14 protein-coding genes and 1 pseudogene are annotated in these 17793 nt (G+C 65.2%); 8 read left to right on the top strand and 7 right to left on the bottom strand.

The window, feature by feature from the left end:
* Nucleotides 1–50 precede the first annotated feature (50 nt).
* Complete coding sequence (locus tag TRD_RS10650; protein WP_012642485.1) at nt 51–1895, top strand: peptide ABC transporter substrate-binding protein; 1845 nt, start codon at nt 51–53, stop codon at nt 1893–1895.
* A 235-nt stretch (nt 1896–2130) separates the two neighbouring features.
* On the opposite strand, the gene TRD_RS13870 is transcribed toward TRD_RS10650, so the two are convergent.
* Complete coding sequence (locus tag TRD_RS13870) at nt 2131–2877, bottom strand: anti-sigma factor (protein WP_012642979.1); 747 nt, start codon at nt 2875–2877, stop codon at nt 2131–2133.
* Nucleotides 2874–3461 (bottom strand): sigma-70 family RNA polymerase sigma factor, encoded by a 588-nt coding sequence (locus tag TRD_RS10640; protein WP_226980755.1) that lies wholly within the window; start codon nt 3459–3461, stop codon nt 2874–2876. Before TRD_RS10640 ends, TRD_RS13870 begins: the two co-directional genes overlap by 4 nt.
* 85 nt (nt 3462–3546) lie before the next feature.
* Here TRD_RS10640 and TRD_RS10635 point away from each other — a divergent pair, with 85 nt between their 5' ends.
* The 5 genes from TRD_RS10635 to TRD_RS10615 all read left to right on the top strand — a co-directional run bounded on the left by TRD_RS10635 (nt 3547) and on the right by TRD_RS10615 (nt 8956).
* On the top strand, nt 3547–4701 hold the full coding sequence (locus tag TRD_RS10635; RefSeq protein ID WP_012643198.1) for a S1C family serine protease: 1155 nt from the start codon (nt 3547–3549) through the stop codon (nt 4699–4701).
* Between the two features lie 14 nt (nt 4702–4715).
* A complete protein-coding gene (locus TRD_RS10630; protein WP_012642394.1) occupies nt 4716–5510 on the top strand; it encodes a class I SAM-dependent methyltransferase in 795 nt (264 codons plus the stop codon).
* Nucleotides 5507–6355: an oxygenase MpaB family protein gene (locus tag TRD_RS10625; RefSeq protein ID WP_012643167.1), complete on the top strand. Its 849-nt coding sequence runs from the start codon at nt 5507–5509 to the stop codon at nt 6353–6355. Before TRD_RS10630 ends, TRD_RS10625 begins: the two co-directional genes overlap by 4 nt.
* Nucleotides 6352–7323, top strand: a complete 972-nt coding sequence (locus TRD_RS10620) for a D-alanyl-D-alanine carboxypeptidase family protein (RefSeq protein ID WP_012643142.1) — start codon at nt 6352–6354, stop codon at nt 7321–7323. Before TRD_RS10625 ends, TRD_RS10620 begins: the two co-directional genes overlap by 4 nt.
* Nucleotides 7324–7690: 367 nt before the next feature.
* A complete protein-coding gene (locus TRD_RS10615; RefSeq protein ID WP_012642958.1) occupies nt 7691–8956 on the top strand; it encodes an MFS transporter in 1266 nt (421 codons plus the stop codon).
* Here TRD_RS10615 and TRD_RS10610 read toward each other — a convergent pair.
* From TRD_RS10610 to TRD_RS14905, 3 genes are all read right to left on the bottom strand, one after another.
* The gene (locus tag TRD_RS10610; protein WP_081433497.1) at nt 8941–9915 is read right to left on the bottom strand and encodes a S1C family serine protease; all 975 of its coding nucleotides are present in this window, start codon (nt 9913–9915) and stop codon (nt 8941–8943) included. The genes TRD_RS10615 and TRD_RS10610 overlap by 16 nt on opposite strands.
* A 109-nt stretch (nt 9916–10024) precedes the next feature.
* Nucleotides 10025–10549 carry a hypothetical protein gene (locus TRD_RS10605; protein ID WP_012643043.1) on the bottom strand — a complete coding sequence of 175 codons (525 nt, stop codon included), beginning with the start codon at nt 10547–10549 and terminating at the stop codon, nt 10025–10027.
* Between the two features lie 254 nt (nt 10550–10803).
* Nucleotides 10804–10971: a hypothetical protein gene (locus TRD_RS14905; protein ID WP_169302309.1), complete on the bottom strand. Its 168-nt coding sequence runs from the start codon at nt 10969–10971 to the stop codon at nt 10804–10806.
* Between the two features lie 48 nt (nt 10972–11019).
* Here TRD_RS14905 and TRD_RS13865 point away from each other — a divergent pair, with 48 nt between their 5' ends.
* Both TRD_RS13865 and TRD_RS10595 read left to right on the top strand, forming a co-directional pair.
* Nucleotides 11020–12408 carry a universal stress protein gene (locus TRD_RS13865; protein WP_012643278.1) on the top strand — a complete coding sequence of 463 codons (1389 nt, stop codon included), beginning with the start codon at nt 11020–11022 and terminating at the stop codon, nt 12406–12408.
* A 56-nt stretch (nt 12409–12464) separates the two neighbouring features.
* Nucleotides 12465–15245 carry a cation-translocating P-type ATPase gene (locus TRD_RS10595; RefSeq protein ID WP_012642471.1) on the top strand — a complete coding sequence of 927 codons (2781 nt, stop codon included), beginning with the start codon at nt 12465–12467 and terminating at the stop codon, nt 15243–15245.
* A 76-nt stretch (nt 15246–15321) separates the two neighbouring features.
* On the opposite strand, the gene TRD_RS15155 is transcribed toward TRD_RS10595, so the two are convergent.
* Both TRD_RS15155 and TRD_RS15150 read right to left on the bottom strand, forming a co-directional pair.
* On the bottom strand, nt 15322–16611 hold the full coding sequence (locus TRD_RS15155) for an NAD(P)-dependent malic enzyme (protein WP_052294154.1): 1290 nt from the start codon (nt 16609–16611) through the stop codon (nt 15322–15324).
* Between the two features lie 126 nt (nt 16612–16737).
* A pseudogene (locus TRD_RS15150) lies at nt 16738–17736 on the bottom strand (NAD(P)-dependent malic enzyme); the annotation flags it as partial.
* Nucleotides 17737–17793 lie beyond the last annotated feature (57 nt).

Genomic DNA, 17793 nt, shown 5'->3' with positions numbered 1-17793 from the left:
ACTCGTTTCGAGTCGAGGAGTCGTCTCGTGATCCAAGAGGAGGAGGTACGATGAGCGACAAACTCCGCTGGTGGGAAGATCCTGAGCAAGTCGCCCTCTTGTGGAAACGGTTCCAAGTCGTCGGTATGGACCGGCGCGAGTTCATCCGCATAGTGGGCGCAGTCGGCGGAACAACCGGCGCAGCCTTGGCCGCAGCAGCCTGCCAGCGCGGTCCTGAAGCCACGCCGACCCCTGTCGCAGCCGTCACGCCACCGCCTGTCCCGACTCCCACACCACCGCGCGCAGTCGGCCCGACCCCGACTGCCGCCCCTGCTCCCACGCCCGCCGAGGGGGAACTCGCCGCGGATCAGGTCTTCCGTACCAACCTCGAGCGGGACCCGCAGAGCTTCGATTTCAACCGTGATCTCTATTGTGGGGGCGACGAGTCCACCTTCGCCATGCTCGGCATGTTCACGCCGGACCTCGAGGTGGTTCCCGATATCGCCGAGCGCTGGGAGCCCAACCAGGACGCGTCGGTCTGGACCTTCTACATCCGCAAGGACAGTTACTGGAGCAACGGTGATCCGGTCACTGCCCACGACTACGAGTGGTCCTGGAAGCGTCAGCTCGATCCAGCCACCGCCGCCCCCTATGCAGGTTTCCTGTACGACATCAAGAATGCAGAAGCGTTCAATACCCAGAAGCCCGGTGTGACGCGCGACGACGTCGGCGTCAAAGCGCTCGACGACTACACGCTCCAGGTCACACTGGAGGGGCCACGCGGTTATTTCCCCATTCTGGCCGCCTATATCGCCGCCGCGCCAGCCCATCGCCCCTCGGTCGAGAAGTACGGCGACAAGTGGACCGAGGCCGAAAACATCGTCTGCAACGGCCCCTTCAAGCTCGTCCGCTGGGAGCACGACAAGATCGTCGTCTTGGAGAAGAACGAGAAGTATTGGAACGCCAAGAACATCACGCTCCAGCGGGTCGAGCGCCCGATCATCCCGAGCGAAGCAGTGCTGCAAGCCTACGAGAACAACGAGATCGACTGGATGTGGCGCGGACCACTCGGCCAGCTCGAGCGGATCCGCTCCGATCCCAAGCTCAGCAAGGAGTACCACCAGTTCAACCTCTTCGGGACCTGGTATCTCGTTCCCGATCCGAAGTTCGAGCCCTACAATCTCAAAGAAGTGCGCCGGGCCATGGCCCATGCTATCGACCGCGAGACGATCGTCAAGCAGGTGCTCAAGGGGCTCGCCACGGTCGCCTACACCTTCACACCGCCTGGTATGCCCTACTACATCGAACCGGACGACAAGATCCGCGAACTCACCGAGTACAACCCGGACAAGGCGCGCCAGTGGCTCAAGGGTACTCCTTACGAGGGCGGCAAGAACTGGCCGAAGGGTCTCACCCTCACCCACCGCGAGGAGGGTGACGCTCCAAAGGCCGCTGCTGCTGCCATCATCCAGATGCTCAAGGAAGTGCTCGGTATGGAGCTCGAGCACATCATCGGCGAGCCACGCGAGACCTACGAGCGGATGTGGAAGCACGAGATCCCGCTCATGTGGGTCCGTTGGTACGTCGACTACCCCGACCCCGCCAACACCCTCTTCCAAGTCTGGTATTCGAAGGCACCGACGGGCCGCCGCCATGAGTGGTCAAACGAGGAATTCGACCGACTCACGCTCCAGGCGAACGGCGAGCAGGATCCGAAGAAGCGCTACGAGCTGTACTACAAGGCCCAACTGATCCAGCTGGAGGAGGCCGCGGCAATCTACGTCTACAACCCCTGGAGCTACGGACTCATGAAGCCATGGGTCACGAATCTCCCCCGCAATCGCAACGGTGACTTCATGCCAGCTTGGAATATCTTTACTCGAGACTACGACTACTACAAGATTCTCAAGCACTGATCCGGAACTCGACGAGCGAGCCCGGGGCAGCATTCCCCCGGGCTCGTTCTCTCTCCTCCGCCATCGAATACCTTCACCGGCTACACCGGATCCAGCGGGGCTGCTTGCCCCTGGCACGCATCGCCGGGTGTTCGCTGAATGACGGCCCGAGCGTCCGCTCCTGCCCACAGTGCAGTCGCTCAGGGCTCCTGTCCAGACGAGGTGATGCTGACGCTCACGCGATCCAGGCTGTCCGTCACGATCGCGCCCACGCCGACCAGTCCCAGTTGCAGCCAGCGATCCGCTGGCCAGTCGGCTCCGTGCTCCCCTGGGGACCTGGCTCGACCGTGATACCCATGCCACGATACCGTGTCCAATCGTCCGGAGCCTCGATCAAGAGCAGCGCCGACCCGGCACGGTCGGGGAGAAAGACCCCCGCATCGACGCGGCTCCCATCTGCGCGCAGCAGCCAGACCTGATACACCCGGCCAGCTTCAGGACGCTCGAGACCACCGAGCACCAGCAGCCCATCGCGTCCCCCGCGATCGACGTAGATCCGGCCGACCTCCGGCGGGAAACCTGCTCCTTCCCCCTGCACGACGGTCGACCAATCGGCCCTCGCGAGGACAGCGGCGATCCGCTCTTGCTGGCTCGCGAACTCATCGAGCCGGCGCTCGAGACGCGTCACGGCCAGCAGCAGGACCCCGAGCAACAAGAGCGCCGCCGCAGCCAGTCCACCCCAAGCCCACGCCAGCCGCCAGCGCCGCCGATCTCCAGGATCTGCTTCGACGAGGACCCGATTCCGGAGCGTCGGTGGCGGTTCGACTGGTCGAACGGCTGTTCCCAGCCAACCGAGTGTCTCCTCGATCCGGTGCAACTCATTTCGGCACAGTGCACACGCTTCCAGGTGCTGCGCCACCACCACCGCCTCCTCAGGGTCCAGCAGGCCCAGCGCGTACGCTTCCAGGTCCACGTCGTGATCGGTCAGCGATCGTCCTGTCATGACTCCCGATCTCCTGCCAGCGCTTCCGCGAGACGCCGCAGTGCTGTCCGCACGCGTGTCTTGACCGTCCCGAGCGGGAGCCCGAGCCGTTCGGCAATCTCCCGTTGCGTCAGCCCACTGAAGTAGGCGAGCTCGAGCACTTCCCGGAGTCCACTGTCCAGTTCGGCCAGAGCGCGCTGCAGCCCAGCAGCCACCTCCGCTCGCAGCACCAGATCATCGGGATCGTCCTGTGCCAGCGCGCTCATCGTGTCGAACCGAACCCCGACCTGGTAGTCGCGAGAGCGCCGGCGCAGGATATCGATGGCCCGATTCCGGGCCGATCGCAGGAGCCAAGGGGCAAACGCTCCTCGCTCCGGCTCGTAGAGATGCGGGAACTGCCACAAGTGGATGAACAGCTCCTGGGTGATGTCCTCGGCAGCCTGCTGGTCGCGCACGATGCTGAGCGCCAGGGAGTACACACGGCGCGCGTAACGGTCATAGAGTGCCTCGAGCGCCGCTCGATCACGGGAACGAAGCCGGGCGACCAGTTCGAGGTCGCTCGGCCCGGTCGTCTCTCCCTTCATCGTGCGCCACACACCAGACACCCGACCATCCCAGTGCCACTATCATACGTCCTGCCCTGGTCGTAGGATTGCAGCTGGGGCTCGGAGATCAGGGAGGGAGTCGAGGATGCGCCGTCTGTCCATCGCTGCCGGTATCGTCATCGCCTTCTTGGCCGGCTGGGTAGCCGGAAGTGGATGCCTGAGCGTCCGCCTCGCCGCGACACCGACGACTCTTGCCGCACGCACACCCATCGCCACCAACACGCCATCACTGGCACCGATCGCTCAGCTCTCTCCGCCGGCCTCCGCGAGCCCTGTCACCCTCCCCGCTCCAGCTCCGACGGGAGACTTCGCGACCGCGATCGAGCAGGTCGCCGCTCAGGTGATACCAGCTGTCGTCTATGTGTCTGTCCGGGCCATCGTACCGGGCCTCTTCGGCTTCGGGCAGATTCAGGAAGGAGTCGGCTCAGGAGTCATCTTCGATCCGCGCGGCTACATCCTCACCAACGACCACGTGATCGCTGGCGCACAAGAAATCCGAGTCGTGCTCAGCGATGGTCGGCAGTTCACCGGTCGCGTGCTGGGCCGCTCCCCATCCAACGATATCGCTGTCGTCAAGATCGACGGGGAAAACTTGCCCGTCGCTCCGCTGGGGGACAGCGATCAACTGCGCGTCGGGCAATGGGTCGTCGCGATCGGTAACGCTCTCGGGCTGGAAGGCGGTCCCACGGTCACCGCTGGCGTAGTCAGCGCGCTCGACCGGACGATCGGCCCGGGCTTCGGGGAGCCAGCTATCGGTCCCCTCATCCAGACCGACGCGGCCATCAACCCTGGTAACTCCGGTGGGCCACTCGTCGACCTCGCCGGTCGGGTCGTGGGGATCAACTCGGCCAAGATCCAGACGGCCGAGGGGATCGGCTTCGCCATTCCCATCAACAAGGCCAAAGAGATCGTGCAGCAACTTTTGGAGGCTCGCCCGCGCGCGTATCTCGGCATCACCTCGGTCAGCATGACCCCTGCTCTCGCCGCAGCTTACGGGTTGCCAGTGCAGCGCGGTGTCCTCATCGTCGATGTGGCCCCGGACAGTCCAGCCGAGCGAGCCGGACTGCAACCCGGTGACGTCATCGTCCGCGTCGACGACCGCGACGTCACGCGGAGCGACGAGCTGCAAGCGGTCCTCGCTGCCCACCAGCCAGGCGACCAGGTCAGGATCGTGGTCAATCGCCAAGGCCGCGAGCAGACGTTCACGGTGACCCTCGGGAGCGCCCCGGTCATCCAGTGAGGGAGGCGATCGCGATGGCGAGTCAGAGCGACGTGCTCTTCGCTCAGCTGCTGCGCGAGTTCGGGCGACCAGTGCCGGAGGATCCCGCTCGGCCTTGCTTGCTGCGAGCGCTCAGAGAACGTCAGTGGCTCGTGCCCGGAGCAAGCGTGCTTCTTCTCCTCCCTTCGCCGGAACTCGTTGCAGCCGTTGCGGATCACGGTGCACATGTCACCGTGGTGGAGCCGCTCGAACCCCTGCTCGAGCGAGCACGCCGGCGGATCGATGTCCCGAAGACGCCGATTCACTGGATTCGACGCGATCCTCAGCGCCTCCCCTTCCGCCGCGCTTTCGATCTCGTGCTCGCCTCGGGTCTTGTCCTCGGAACGAGCGGTAACCAGCAGGCCGACGAAGAAGTGCTGCGTCAACTCGCGCTGGCTCTTCGGCCCGGAGGGACGCTGCTCCTCGACCTGCCCAATCGCGAACTGCTCGTCCGCGACTTCGTCGAACGGATCTGGGGCGAGATCGACGGTTTGCGCGTTCTGGTCCGCCAGCACTGGGACCTGCCCGAAGGCACCGTGCAGGTCGAGTGGCATGTACTCTGGCCCTCCGGGGCGAGCGAGCGCTGTGCACGCACGCTGCGTCTCTACGCCGCGAGCGAGCTCGCAACGCTGGTACGCCGGAGTGGGTTCGTCGCCCTCGAATTCTGGGGCGACGATGACGCCACACCGTACCGACTCTGGTCATCGCGGCTGTTGCTCGTCGCTCGCACGGCCAGCGAGCCATCCCAGCCCCTGGTGGTCGGGAGCGATTCGGAGAGTTCGTCCGCATGATGCGAGAGTCGCGGTCGATCGTCCAGATCGTCAACGCCGAACGGATCGTCGTCCTGGGGTGGGGTCGAGCGATCCTCGCCCAACTCGCTCATCCTCTCGTCGCAGCGGGGGTCGCCGAGCATTCGTCGTTCGCCCGCGATACCTGGTCAGCCTTCCGACGCTTTCGCGCAACGGTGAACGCGATGCGCGCCCTCACCTTCGGCTCCCCCGAGGCAGCCCGAGCAGCCGCTGCCCGCATCATCCGCACTCACGACCGCGTACGAGGCATGCTCCGGGAGCCGAGCGGTCGCTTTCCAGCCGGTACCCGGTACAGCGCGCACGATCCTGATCTCCTCGTCTGGGTGCACACCACGACCGTCGAAGCGACGATCACGGCATACGAGCGTTTCGTCCGCGTGCTCACCCCGGAGGAGCGAGACCGCTATTGTCGTGAAGCGAGCGCGATGGAGTTTTGGCTGGGCATACCCAATGGGTACCTTCCTCGCTCCTGGGGGGAGATCGAGGAAAAGATCACCCGAGCACGCCGGGAGGGGACACTCGCCGTCACACCGCTCACGCGACAACTCGCCGACTCCGTCCTTTCCCCACCGCATCCCTGGTGGCTCGCCCCGAGCGTCCGCGTCTGGCGTTGGCTGACCATCGGTTTTCTGCCCGACTGGCTCCGCGCGGCCTATGGCTTCAGCTGGTCAGCTCATGACGATGAGCGGTTCGAGCGCTACGCTCGTGCGATCCGCTCGCTCTGGTCGCGACTTCCCGCGCTCGTCCGCACCTGGCCAGAAGCACGGTCTGCCCAGTCACTCGCCCTTCCCCCAGATGGCATGACGAGCGTGGGAGCACCGCAGTGAGGGGCTTCTTCGCTTTTGTCCGCCGCTTCGGCGTTCCCTTCGGTCTGCTCGCTCTGAGTGTCGCGATCGCTGGCGCGACACTGGCGCGCTACGCAGCCCCAGTCAGTCTACCGTCCACCACAACGGTCGCACCCTCACCCGAACCGACACCGACCCCCACGCCGACACCGTCTCCGACTCCCGAACCACCCTCGCTCAGCGCCCGCTCCGTCCTCGTCGTCGATCTCACCACCGACCGGATCCTCCTGGAGCGTGCCAGCCGGACACCCCTTCCTCCAGCCAGTACTCTCAAGCTCCTCACCGCGCTGACTGCAGTGGAGATCCTCTCATTCGAAGAAATCGTCACGGTCCAGCCGGAGGACACGGTCGATCCAGCCCGTGAATCGGCCATGGGACTGGACGTTGGAGACACGATCACGGTCCATGACCTCCTGCTTGGCCTACTCCTCCCCTCCGGCAATGACGCCGCCCGGGCACTGGCCCGCAGCGCTGGCGAGCGACTCGCTGGTCCCCCCGATCGACCACCGCGCGAGCGCTTCCTCGTCGCGATGCAGGAGAAAGCTCGGGAACTTGGCCTCAGCGAAACGGTCGTGCTGACACCGGACGGCGACGACGTACCCGGGCAGACGACGAGTGCGCGTGACCTTCTCCAGCTCGCCCGCGCGACACTCGACCATCCGGAACTCGCCGCTCTCGTCGCCCTGCGCACGGCGCAGGTCCGCGTCGGTGGTCCGAAGGCGCGCGTGCTCGAACTCCGGAACACGAACGAACTCCTCGGTCAACACGGAGTCATCGGGATCAAAACCGGAACGACTCCCGAGGCCGGGCAGTGTCTGGTCGCTGCGTGGCGCACCAGTGACGGACGGACCTTCGTTGCCATCGTCCTCGGGAGCCAGGATCGCTACGGTGACATGCGGGCGATCATCGATTGGGTCGCGCGGACAACCGGTAGCGCGCCGGTCCCATGATTCGCCGCGAAGAGTGCCGGGGTGGCCGGGGACTCCGGCGCCGCTCTCATCCGGTCGATCACGGTTCACCCATGCCGGTCGGGACCAGGTAGTCCGGCGAGGCTCGCTGGACTCCCCAAGTTCGGCGAGCGAGCGCAGACCGAACCCCGCGCTGCACGCTGCTCGAGTCCTCTTTTGGATATCGCCGTCCTCTCTCGGCACGTCGGGCCAGAGCGTTGCAGCAGGATCGCTCGTTCCGTTGCGGTGAGTGCTGTGCACCACTGGTAGGGGATCGACTGCCACGCTCGTCCAGCATCTGTTATGCTGCCAGCCGGTTTCTCGATCGCGCCAGCGCCCGGCAAGGTCGGCAGCGCGAAGGGATAGACGCGTGACCGCTGACCGTCCAGCTGCACCATCCGGAGAGACATCGCGACTGGCGCGCTTGCACGCCGCTCTCACCGCGAGCGCGCTCGCGGTGCCAGCCTACCGACGTTATTGGGCCGGCATGCTCGTTTCCAACATCGGGAGCTGGCTCCAACTCGTTGCCCAGGGATGGCTCATCCTGGCGCTCACCGGCTCGCCAGCCTATCTGGGCCTGTACGGCCTCTTGCGCTCCATTCCGACCCTGACGATCACGCTGGTTGGCGGGGCAGTCGCCGACCGGGTCGATCGGCGCCGAATCCTGCTCGTCACCCAGTCGTTGGCCGCCCTGCTCGCGCTGCTTCTCGGAATCCTCGATCTCACCGGGACGATCAGACCGTGGCAAATTCTGGCGATCGCATTCGCTACCGCGACCGTCATGGCGTTCGACAATCCGGCGCGCCAGGCCATGGTTCCTGGTCTCGTGGGGAACGACCGAGTCGCTTCTGCCGTCGGTTTGAACTCCGCTGCGTGGAACGCGGCCGCAGTGATCGGCCCATCGCTGGCCGGCTTGCTGGTCGCTGCGGCCGGCACCGGTTGGGCCTTCGTGCTCAACGGGGTGAGTTATCTTCCGGTACTCTGGGCCGTCTGGACAATCGCACCAGCACCTCCCGAGCGCACGAGCACGACTTCCCTGCTCGTCCACGTCCGCGTTGGCCTGCGGGCTGTCCGGCACGATCGGCGCCTGCTCGGTCTGCTGACCTTGCTGGCCGTGCCCACCTTCCTCGGCCGCCCCTACCTGCAGCTCATGCCGGTTTTCGCCCGCGATATCCTGCACACCAGCGCCGCGGGATACGGTGCCCTCATGGGAATCAACGGAGTCGGCGCGTTGAGCGGGGCTCTGCTCGTTGGGCGGCTGGGCGCACGCCAGGATCGCGGTCGCATTCTCTTCCTCGTCAACCTGGTCTTCGCCGCGACACTCGTTGGGTTCGCGCTCTCACGTTGGCTCGAGCTCTCGGCGATCCTGCTCTTCCTCATCGGTGCCAGCCAGACGCTCCTCATGGCTCTCACGAACACGCTCATCCAGCTGATCGTTCCGGACGAGTTCCGCGGCCGCGTGATGGCCCTCTACACGTTGATTCCGATGGGCTTGATGCCACTGGGGACGATGGCGCTCGGCGGGATCGGGGATCTTTTCGGTGTGCCAGCCACGGTCGCGGTCGCCGCATCGGGTGCGCTCGTCTTCACGCTGGCCGGTCGCCGGCTCTTTCCCGAGGTCTACCGGCTCGCTTGACGTTCGCGATCCGGCTCGGGAGCGAGTTCTGCTCGCACGGTCGCGAGCTTCCCCTGACGCACGACTCCGAGCACGATCGTGCTGCCGACCGGTGCGCGACCCAAGAGACGTTGCAGATCGGTCGGCGACCGCACGGGTGCGCCATCGAGGCTCACGATCACGTCACCCGGTCGAAGTCCGGCTCGCTCCGCTGGACTCCCGACGATGACCTCGCGGACCGCGATGCCAGCCGCCCGTGTTCCACCGTGTTCCGGAACGAAGCGTCCTGGCACGCTCTTGAGCTCACCGATGATCCCGAGCCAGGCACGCTGCACGCGTCCCTCGCGCACCAGCTGGCCGACGACCCACTGAGCGGTACTGGCAGGAATCGCGAAACCCAGCCCCTGCGCACCAGCGATGATCGCTGTGTTGACACCGACCACCTTGCCGCGCGTATCGACCAGCGGCCCACCCGAATTCCCCGGATTGAGGGGAGCATCAGTCTGAATGACGTTCTCGATCAACCGACCGTCCGGCCCCCGCAACGAGCGACCGAGCGCCGAAACTACGCCGGTCACCACGCTCGCCTGCAACCCCAGCGGATTCCCGATGGCGATCACCAGCTGACCGACCTGCAGGCGATCCGAATCGCCGAACTCGGCGATGGGAAGCCCGTTCGCCTGAACCCGCACGACAGCCAGATCAGTCGCTGGATCTTCACCGACTAGCTGGGCCGCAAATTCCCTCCCATCGGCCAGCGAGACGACAATCTGCCGCGCGCGATGAACGACATGACTGTTGGTGAGGACATAGCCATCGGGTGTGATCAGGAAGCCCGAACCCGCACCAGGAACGTCGGAACCACGATGCGTCGAGCGGACGACACGCAATCCGACGACCGCCGGTGCGACACGCTGGACGACACGAACGACTGCTGCCGAAAAGGCATCGAGCAGGGTCTCAGGCTCGAGCGCGGGCATCGCGCCCCCCTGCATAGCCGCATCTTCAGCGTCGGCCGTTGTGATCGGCTGAACGACGAGTGTGTGGTGCAGCACTGTTCTCCCTCCTCGGTAGAGCATCGGGCATCGTTCAATCGACATCCGGGCCGGCCTGCCGGAGCTCTTGTACCCGGACCAAGGCTCGGCGCAGTTCCTCGAGCCAGTCAGCTTGGTGACGACCGACCAAGCGGACACACCAGGCCAGTGCCTCGCTCCGGCTCCGCGCGATTCCAGCCTCGACCAGCGTATCGAGGACCTGCCGCTCGGCGAGCCGCAAGCGTGTCATCACGGGCACGCTCAGCACCGTGAACGACTGGCGAATCGGACCGCAGGCTGCTCCCCAGGAAACCTTGCGGCCGAACCGGTACTCGGCTTCGCTGGCGATGCGCATGCGCTGAGCACGCGTTTCCTCGCGGAAACGCTGGATCCGCGCCGCACAAGCGGCCTGCCGCTCCTCCTCGCTCGCTCCCTCCGGCAGCGATGGCTCAGCGAGACGACCGACGACGAGAATCTCGTCCCGGTCGTAGGCGATCTCGGGCGGCTCCACGAACCAACCCTCCGGCAGGCGCCCGAGGAACCACGCGTGGAGCTCGGCTGCGAATGGATCGCGACTCATCCGATCCCTCCTTCTGTCGATTTCCACACTTACAGTATTACACAGTGACACATGCGTGTGTTCGGAGTGCTGTTGGCGGTCCCGGCCAGAGCAGTGCGCCGGACAGCGCGCTCGGTTCCGGCGGCAGCGATGCGGCGCTTCGCGGCCCGCGTACCGGGTGTTCGGCGATCCCTGAGCCTGCGGCTGGGCATCCTCAGCCATGCCGCGAGCCGCAAAACGCGAAGGAGCGGTTCATGGGATCCGCCCCCTCGAGCTCATGGTCCAGCCGAGCAGCCTTCGCCGCGCTGCTCACCCGCGCGCAGCTCGATTCGTATCGCCTCGATCGGATACCGCTGGTCACGCGCCGTGAAAGCACGACGACCCGCGCGAGCCGCTGAAGCGGCGAGGGCCAGGGTTACTAGCACCGCGAGGATCGCGATCATGATAGGCTACCCGTAGGGTAGTGAAGCGGACAGGGAGGGTTGGACACGATGGCAGGTCCGGTGGTCGTTCCGGTACTCCCGACCTATCTCGATCCGGAGCGCGTGACTCACTGTGCGATTCCCTTCGGTCGAGCGATCGCTCAGCGACTCGGGAGTGAACTCGTTCTCCTTTCCATTGTCGAGGTCACCGAATCCCTGCGCTCGTATCTGGAAGCGGAGGGAGAGCAGGTCGAACAGTTGGTGCAGCGCTGGCTGGAACAGCGCCGCGCGTCGCTCGAACGGCTGCGGAACGCGATCAGCGACGTGTCCTGTCGCATCGAGGTGCGCCTGGGCGAGCCGGCCAAGGAGATCGTCGCGTACGCCGATGCGAGTCAGGCAGCGGTCATCGTCATGAGCAGCCACGGCCGCTTGGGTGTGGCCCGTTTGCTAGTGGGGAGCGTCACCTTCAGCGTGATGCAGCGGGCGCGGCAACCGGCGCTCGTCGTGCGCGCTCGTGTACCCGTTCCAGCTCCCAACGCCTCGGTAACGTTCTCGCCGGTTCTCGTCCCCCTCGATGGTTCAGCACTGGCCGAGGAGGCGATCGATACCGCGCTCGACCTGCTCGGTCAGGGTTCGGAGCCCCTGCAGCTCCACCTCTTTCATGTCCTCGCCGAGGAAGAAGATCCCGCGCGCTGGGAGCGATATCTCGAAGCCGTCGCTCAGCGAGTCCGTGCCCGCGGTTATCCGACCAGCTGGAGCCTCGGCAGTGGGCCAGTCGCCGAGACGATCGCGGCCGAAGCAGCCGCGCGCCAGGCTGGCCTCATCGCCATGGGCACGCACGGCATGAGCGGGATCCGGCGAGTGCTTTTGGGCTCGACGGCCGAGCACGTCCTCCATGCGACGACGGTGCCGCTCCTCCTCCACCGGCCACAGGCCGTCCGACAAGCCTTGGAAGAGCCGGCGACTGCGAACGAAACCCTGCGGGCACGCGATATCATGACGCCGGATCCAGTAACGGTCGGGCCAGACGCCACGCTCGAACAGGTCGCTCGACTCATGCTCGACCGGCAGATCGGCGCCGTTCCAGTGGTCGATGCGGACGGCAGGCTGCTCGGCCTGATTCGCGAAGAGGACTTCCTGGCGCAGGAAAAGCCGATTCCTTTCGCGGCCTTCCGCGCCCCACAGCTCTTCGGACACTGGCTGAATGCGGAAGGGATCGAGCGGATCTACGCTGAAGCGCGGACGATGAAGGCAGGAGACGTTGCGCAAGCACCGGCAGTGACGGTGACGGAGGACACACCACTGAGCCGAATCGCCCAGCTCATGGTCGAACGCGACGTCCGGCACATCCCGGTCGTGCGTGACGGCAAACTCGTCGGCATCGTCACCCGACATGATGTTCTCAAGGCAGTCGCCCGACAACGCAGCACGTCAGCGACGACCGGGCACGCATCGTAGCCCAACGCGACTTCGCTGACTGCTGCGCAGATCGGAGAGCGAAGGGATCGCGTTCTGTGCGAGACACAGTACACTGGCATGCCCTGACGGTAGCAGAAACGCTCGAGCGACTCGGCACGAGTCTCGACGGGCTTGCCACGCGAGAAGCGGAGCGTCGGTTACAACAGTTCGGCCCGAACGAAATCGAAACTGCCCCGCCGCCGAGCCTTCTCCGCATCATCCTGCATCAGTTCAAGAGCCCGCTGATCTATATCCTGTTGGTGGCAGCACTCGTCACGGCCGGATTGGGTGAATGGATCGATACCGGCGCTATCTTCGCCGTTCTGCTCATCAACGCGGCGCTCGGAACCTACCACGAGTTGCGTGCGGAGCAAGCGATCCGCTCGCTCATGCTTTACCTGAGTCCACGCGCTCGCGTGATCCGCGACGGCGTCGAGCGCGAGATACCCGCCAAATCTCTGGTTCCTGGTGACATCGTCCTCCTGGAATCAGGGATCCGCGTTCCGGCCGACCTTCGGCTCGTTTCGACCACAGCACTCATGGTGGACGAGTCGGTTTTTACCGGCGAATCGGTTCCAGTGGTCAAACGCCCCGATCCCGTCCCACCCGAAACACCGATCGCTGATCGTGTTTGTATGGCGTTTCTCGGCACGATCGTCACGAGTGGTCGCGGCGTCGGCGTCGTCGTCAGTACGGGTCGTGCTACCGAACTCGGCAAGATCGCTTACCTGGCTCGAGCCGAGACCCAACCGCAAACGCCGCTCGAGAGGCAATTCGCGCGCTTCGCACGTCTGGTCGCCCTCGTCGTTCTCGTGAGCATCGTGGCCATCAGCTCGTTCGGTGTGCTCCGTGGTGATGAACCGGCGCTCCTCTTCAAGTTCGCGGTCGGTGCCGCGGTTGCGATCGTTCCAGAAGGCCTTCCGATCGTTGTGACGCTCGTCCTCGCGGTGAGCGCCCAGCGGATGGCACGGCGCCGTGCCATCGTGCGGCACCTGGCTGCTGTCGAGACGCTCGGCAGCACGACCGTCATCGGATCCGACAAGACGGGAACGCTCACCGAGAATCGGATGACGGTTCGGGCTCTCTGGGCTGCTAGGCGCGTCATCTCCTTCGAGGACGAGCAACTCGATCCCGTTCCGCACCTCTCGTTCTCTGCACTTCGCGAGACAGCGTTCTCGGATCTTCCACCAGCTCTCCGCGTGCTCGTGACGGGCGTGCTGGCGAATGAGGCGACCCTCGCGCACAGCGAAGAAATCGGACAGGAACGAGCAGGCATCGGTGATCCGACCGACCTCGCACTCCTCATCGCCGGCGCACGATTCGGTCTCGTTCGCGAAGAACTGGAAAGTATTTATCCGATCCTCGCCGAGATACCGTTCGAACCAGAACGACGTTTCGCAGCAGTCGTTTCGCGGATCGACGGCAAACCGGTTTTCCTCGCGAAGGGGGCACCCGAACGCATCCTCGACATGTGCAGCACCTGGGTGAGCCCGGAAGGACTCGTTCCGCTCGACCGCGAGGCCATTCTCGCGGCAGCCCACCAGCTCGCTCAACAGGGCCTGCGGGTGCTCGGCTTCGCGGCAGGCGAGATACCGTTCGAGCACGCCGAACGCATCGAGTCGCTGCTCGAGCCCAGTGGCTTGACGTTCCTCGGTCTCGTCGGGCTCTGGGATCCTCCCCGCGCAGGCGTCCGCGAGGCCATCGCCAGCTGCCACTCCGCTGGTATCCGCGTCGTCATGATCACTGGCGACCACGCAGCGACCGCTGCGGCCATCGCCGACTTCCTGGGCATCGCTCCCCGTTCGAGCCCTGTCCTCACCGGCCGGGAACTGCAACGACTGTCCGACGAAGAACTCCGTTCCATCGTCCAACAGGTTTCGGTCTTTGCACGGGTCGAGCCCGAGCAGAAATTGCGGATCGTGCGCGCCTTGCAAGCCAATGGCGAAACGGTTGCTGTGACCGGGGACGGCGTCAACGACGCCCCCGCGCTGCGGGCAGCTGAGATCGGTGTCGCGATGGGCAAGAGCGGCACCGATGTCGCCCGCGAGGCAGCCGATATCGTCCTCACTGACGACAATTTCGTGACCATCGTCGCGGCTGTCGAGGAGGGACGTGGCGCCTTCGATAACTTGCGCAAGGCGACCTTCTTCTTGATTTCCACTGGTGCAGCGATGCTCTTCGTCCTGCCGTTCGCGGTCCTAGCCGGGTGGCCCTTACCCTTTTATCCAGCGCAGCTGCTCTGGCTCAACCTGGTCACCAACGGGCTCCAGGACGTCGCCATGGCCTTCGAGCCGAAGGAACCTGGGCTCATGCGTCGCCGTCCACGTCCGCGACGCGAGGGGATCCTTTCCCCGCTCCTGTGGGAGCGGACTCTCCTCAGTGGTCTCGTCATGGCCGCGGGAACACTCTGGATCTTTGATTGGACGCTACGAGCGTCTGGATCGCTGGACCTCGCTCGAACCGTCGCACTGACGACGATGGTGATCTTCCAGAATTTCCAGGTCGGCAATGCGCGCTCGAGCATCCGCTCGCTCTTCCGGATGAGTCCCTTCTCGAATCGAGTACTCTTCGCCGCAGTCATCGCCGCCATCATCGTTCATGTCGGCGCACTGTACGTCCCGCTCACCCAGTTCGTGCTCCGCGTCGAGCCGATCCCGCTCGACATCTGGCCACGCATCATCTTGGTCGCCAGCACGATCCTCGCGGTCGTCGAGGTGCACAAGTGGCTGCGGCGACGCTGGCCGCGCCGCGATTCCTGGGAAACGAGCGAAGTCCTCGGGGAACCGACTCGACGACCGACCATGCAGCCTGCAAGACAGGCGACCCCCGAAGCGTGACCGCTGGCCAGCTCTCGTTCAGCCGATGCGCACGACGGAGCACTCGGCTCTGGCCGAAACGAGCGGGCGTGCCGTCTCACCGCCGCAGGCCCTCGTAGAGCAGCTCCCGCGTGCGCGCAGCGATATCGTCCGGATCGACCTGCAAGCGGGCGACTCCGGTTTCCACGGCAGCCCGCGCGACTGCCGCGGCGACAGCCGGAGGCACGGAGAGATCGAGACTATCCGGGATCACGTACTGCGGCGAGAGCTGGCGTGGCGAGACGAGTTCAGCGATCGCCTGCGCGGCAGCCAGCTTCATGGCGTCGTTGATGTCGCGTGCCCGCACGTCGAGCGCACCGCGGAACACGCCCGGGAAAGCCAGCGAGTTGTTGACCTGGTTCGGGAAATCCGAGCGCCCGGTCGCGACCACCAGTGCTCCCGCCTCCAGCGCTAGATCCGGGTGGATCTCCGGGTCGGGATTGGCCAGGGCGAAAACGATCGGATCGGGCGCCATGCTGCGGATCATTTCCGGCGTGAGGATGTTCGGGCTGGAGAGCCCGATGAACGCATCAGCACCCACCAGCGCCGTCGCCAGGTCACCGCGCACGCCCGCCTTGTTGGTCAGCCGAGCGATCTCCATCTTGTAGCGGTTCATCCCCGCTTCGCGCTCCCGATAGATCGCCCCCAGGCGATCGCAGAGAATGACGTCACCGACCCCGTAGACCAAGAGCAGCTTCGCCGTCGCGATCCCCGCGGCCCCAGCACCGTTGATGACCACCCTCGCCTCGGCAAGCGGTGTTCCCCGCAGCTTGAACGCGTTGATCAGCGCAGCCAAAACGACGATCGCCGTCCCATGCTGGTCGTCGTGGAACACTGGCATATCCAGTCGTTCCTTGAGCGCTGACTCGATCTCGAAGCAGCGTGGCGCTGCAATGTCCTCCAGATTGATCCCGCCAAAGGAGGGAGCGATCGCTGCCACGATGTCCACGATCCGATCGGGATCCCGCTCAGCGATACAGATCGGGAACGCCTCCACTCCACCGAGCGATTGGAAGAGAACCGCTTTCCCTTCCATCACTGGTAAAGCAGCTTGCGGCCCGATATCGCCCAGCCCCAGCACGGCGCTCCCATCGGTCACGATGGCCACGAGGTTCCCCTTGACCGTCAGGTCGTAGACCGCTTCGCGGTGCTGGCGCACTTCCTCGACCGGTGCCAGGGCTGCCGGTGGCAAGTAGAGCAAGTTCAGGATGTGATGGTCTCGGACCGGCAACTTGCTGCGGATCTCCAGTACACCGCGATACCGCCGGCGCAAATCCAGCGCTTGCTCGGCCAGCGAGCGGGGGCGTCGGTTGACCGGCCGCGCAACGTCGAAGGTACCCTCGTAGATATAGCGGCGCGTGTTCTCCGCCACCTGTTGTGGGTCGACTTCCCGCGTCGCTTCTTTGGTCTCCAAGGCCGCTTGCACCACCGCAGCCGCGATCGCGGGTGCGACGCGAAAGTCGAAGATCTGCGGGACGATATGCTCAGGACCACGCTGCTCCGGCGGCACCAAGCTAGCCAACGCCTCGGCAGCATAGATCAACGTGCGCAACCGGATGTTGCGCGCGCCCGAATCGAGCAGGCCACGGAAGACACCGGGGAACACGAGCGAGACATCCATCATGTTCGGGTAGTCGGAGCGCCCGGTCGCGACCACCGCTGCACCCGCCTGCCGAGCCAGGTCCGGATCGATCTCGGGAGTCGGCAGTGCCAGCGCGAAGACGATCGGATCGGGTGCCATCGCTGCGACCATTTCCGGCGACAGGATATTGCCGCGAGCCAATCCGATAAAGACATCGGCGCCCTTCAACACCTCAGCGAGCGTCCCGCGTCGCCGCTCCGGATTCGTCTCCTTCGCCAAGTACGCCTTGGCCCAATTCATGCGGTACGGTCGCCCCAGGTAGATCGCGCCCGCGCGATCGCACACGATGAGATCCTTGACCCCGACTCGGGTGAGCAGGCGCGCGACGCCGATCCCGGCGAGTCCTGCCCCGGCGATGACGACTCGGACCTCCTCCAACCGCTTCCCCACCACCTCCAGCGCATTCTTGAGCGCACCGAGCACCAGAATCGCTGTACCGTGGTGCTGGTTGGAGAAGACCGGGATCGGTGCCGCCTTCTCCAAATGATCCTGGATCGTGAAGCTGTGCGGAGCCCGAATATGATCGAGGCAGAACGCACCGAAGGTAGGAATCAAGGAGCGTGCCACTTCCACAATCGCCAAAGGATCCTGGAGATCGACCGCAATCGGGACCGCATCCACGCCAGCAAAGGTCTTGAAGAGAACGGCTTTCGCCTCCAGGAGCGGTAGCGCTGCCTCGACCGGCGCCCGCGTGGGTCCGAAGAGATCGGACGCGTCCGTCAGGATGGCGACCGTGTTACCGCGCCCAGTCAGATCGAACGAACTCACCTCGTCCTGGCTGATCACCCGGCAAGCCTCGGCAACACCGGGCGTGTAGACCAAGCTGAGCATGGCGCGATCGCGCAGCGGCACTTTGCTCGCGATGCCGATCAGCCCGCGATATTGCCG

Source organism: Thermomicrobium roseum DSM 5159 (assembly GCF_000021685.1).
Lineage (GTDB): Bacteria > Chloroflexota > Chloroflexia > Thermomicrobiales > Thermomicrobiaceae > Thermomicrobium > Thermomicrobium roseum.
Note: the sequence above shows the minus strand (reverse complement) of the source record. Positions and strands in the feature narration are given on the sequence as shown.

Excerpts from the sequence above, each read along its gene's own strand:
- TRD_RS10650 (WP_012642485.1), top strand. The coding sequence starts at position 51 with ATGAGCGACAAACTCCGCTGGTGGGAAGATCCTGAGCAAGTCGCCCTC.
- TRD_RS13870 (WP_012642979.1), bottom strand. The coding sequence starts at position 2,877 with ATGACAGGACGATCGCTGACCGATCACGACGTGGACCTGGAAGCGTAC.
- TRD_RS10635 (WP_012643198.1), top strand. The coding sequence starts at position 3,547 with ATGCGCCGTCTGTCCATCGCTGCCGGTATCGTCATCGCCTTCTTGGCC.
- TRD_RS10630 (WP_012642394.1), top strand. The coding sequence starts at position 4,716 with ATGGCGAGTCAGAGCGACGTGCTCTTCGCTCAGCTGCTGCGCGAGTTC.
- TRD_RS10625 (WP_012643167.1), top strand. The coding sequence starts at position 5,507 with ATGATGCGAGAGTCGCGGTCGATCGTCCAGATCGTCAACGCCGAACGG.
- TRD_RS10610 (WP_081433497.1), bottom strand. The coding sequence starts at position 9,915 with ATGCCCGCGCTCGAGCCTGAGACCCTGCTCGATGCCTTTTCGGCAGCA.
- TRD_RS10605 (WP_012643043.1), bottom strand. The coding sequence starts at position 10,549 with ATGAGTCGCGATCCATTCGCAGCCGAGCTCCACGCGTGGTTCCTCGGG.
- TRD_RS14905 (WP_169302309.1), bottom strand. The coding sequence starts at position 10,971 with ATGATCGCGATCCTCGCGGTGCTAGTAACCCTGGCCCTCGCCGCTTCA.
- TRD_RS13865 (WP_012643278.1), top strand. The coding sequence starts at position 11,020 with ATGGCAGGTCCGGTGGTCGTTCCGGTACTCCCGACCTATCTCGATCCG.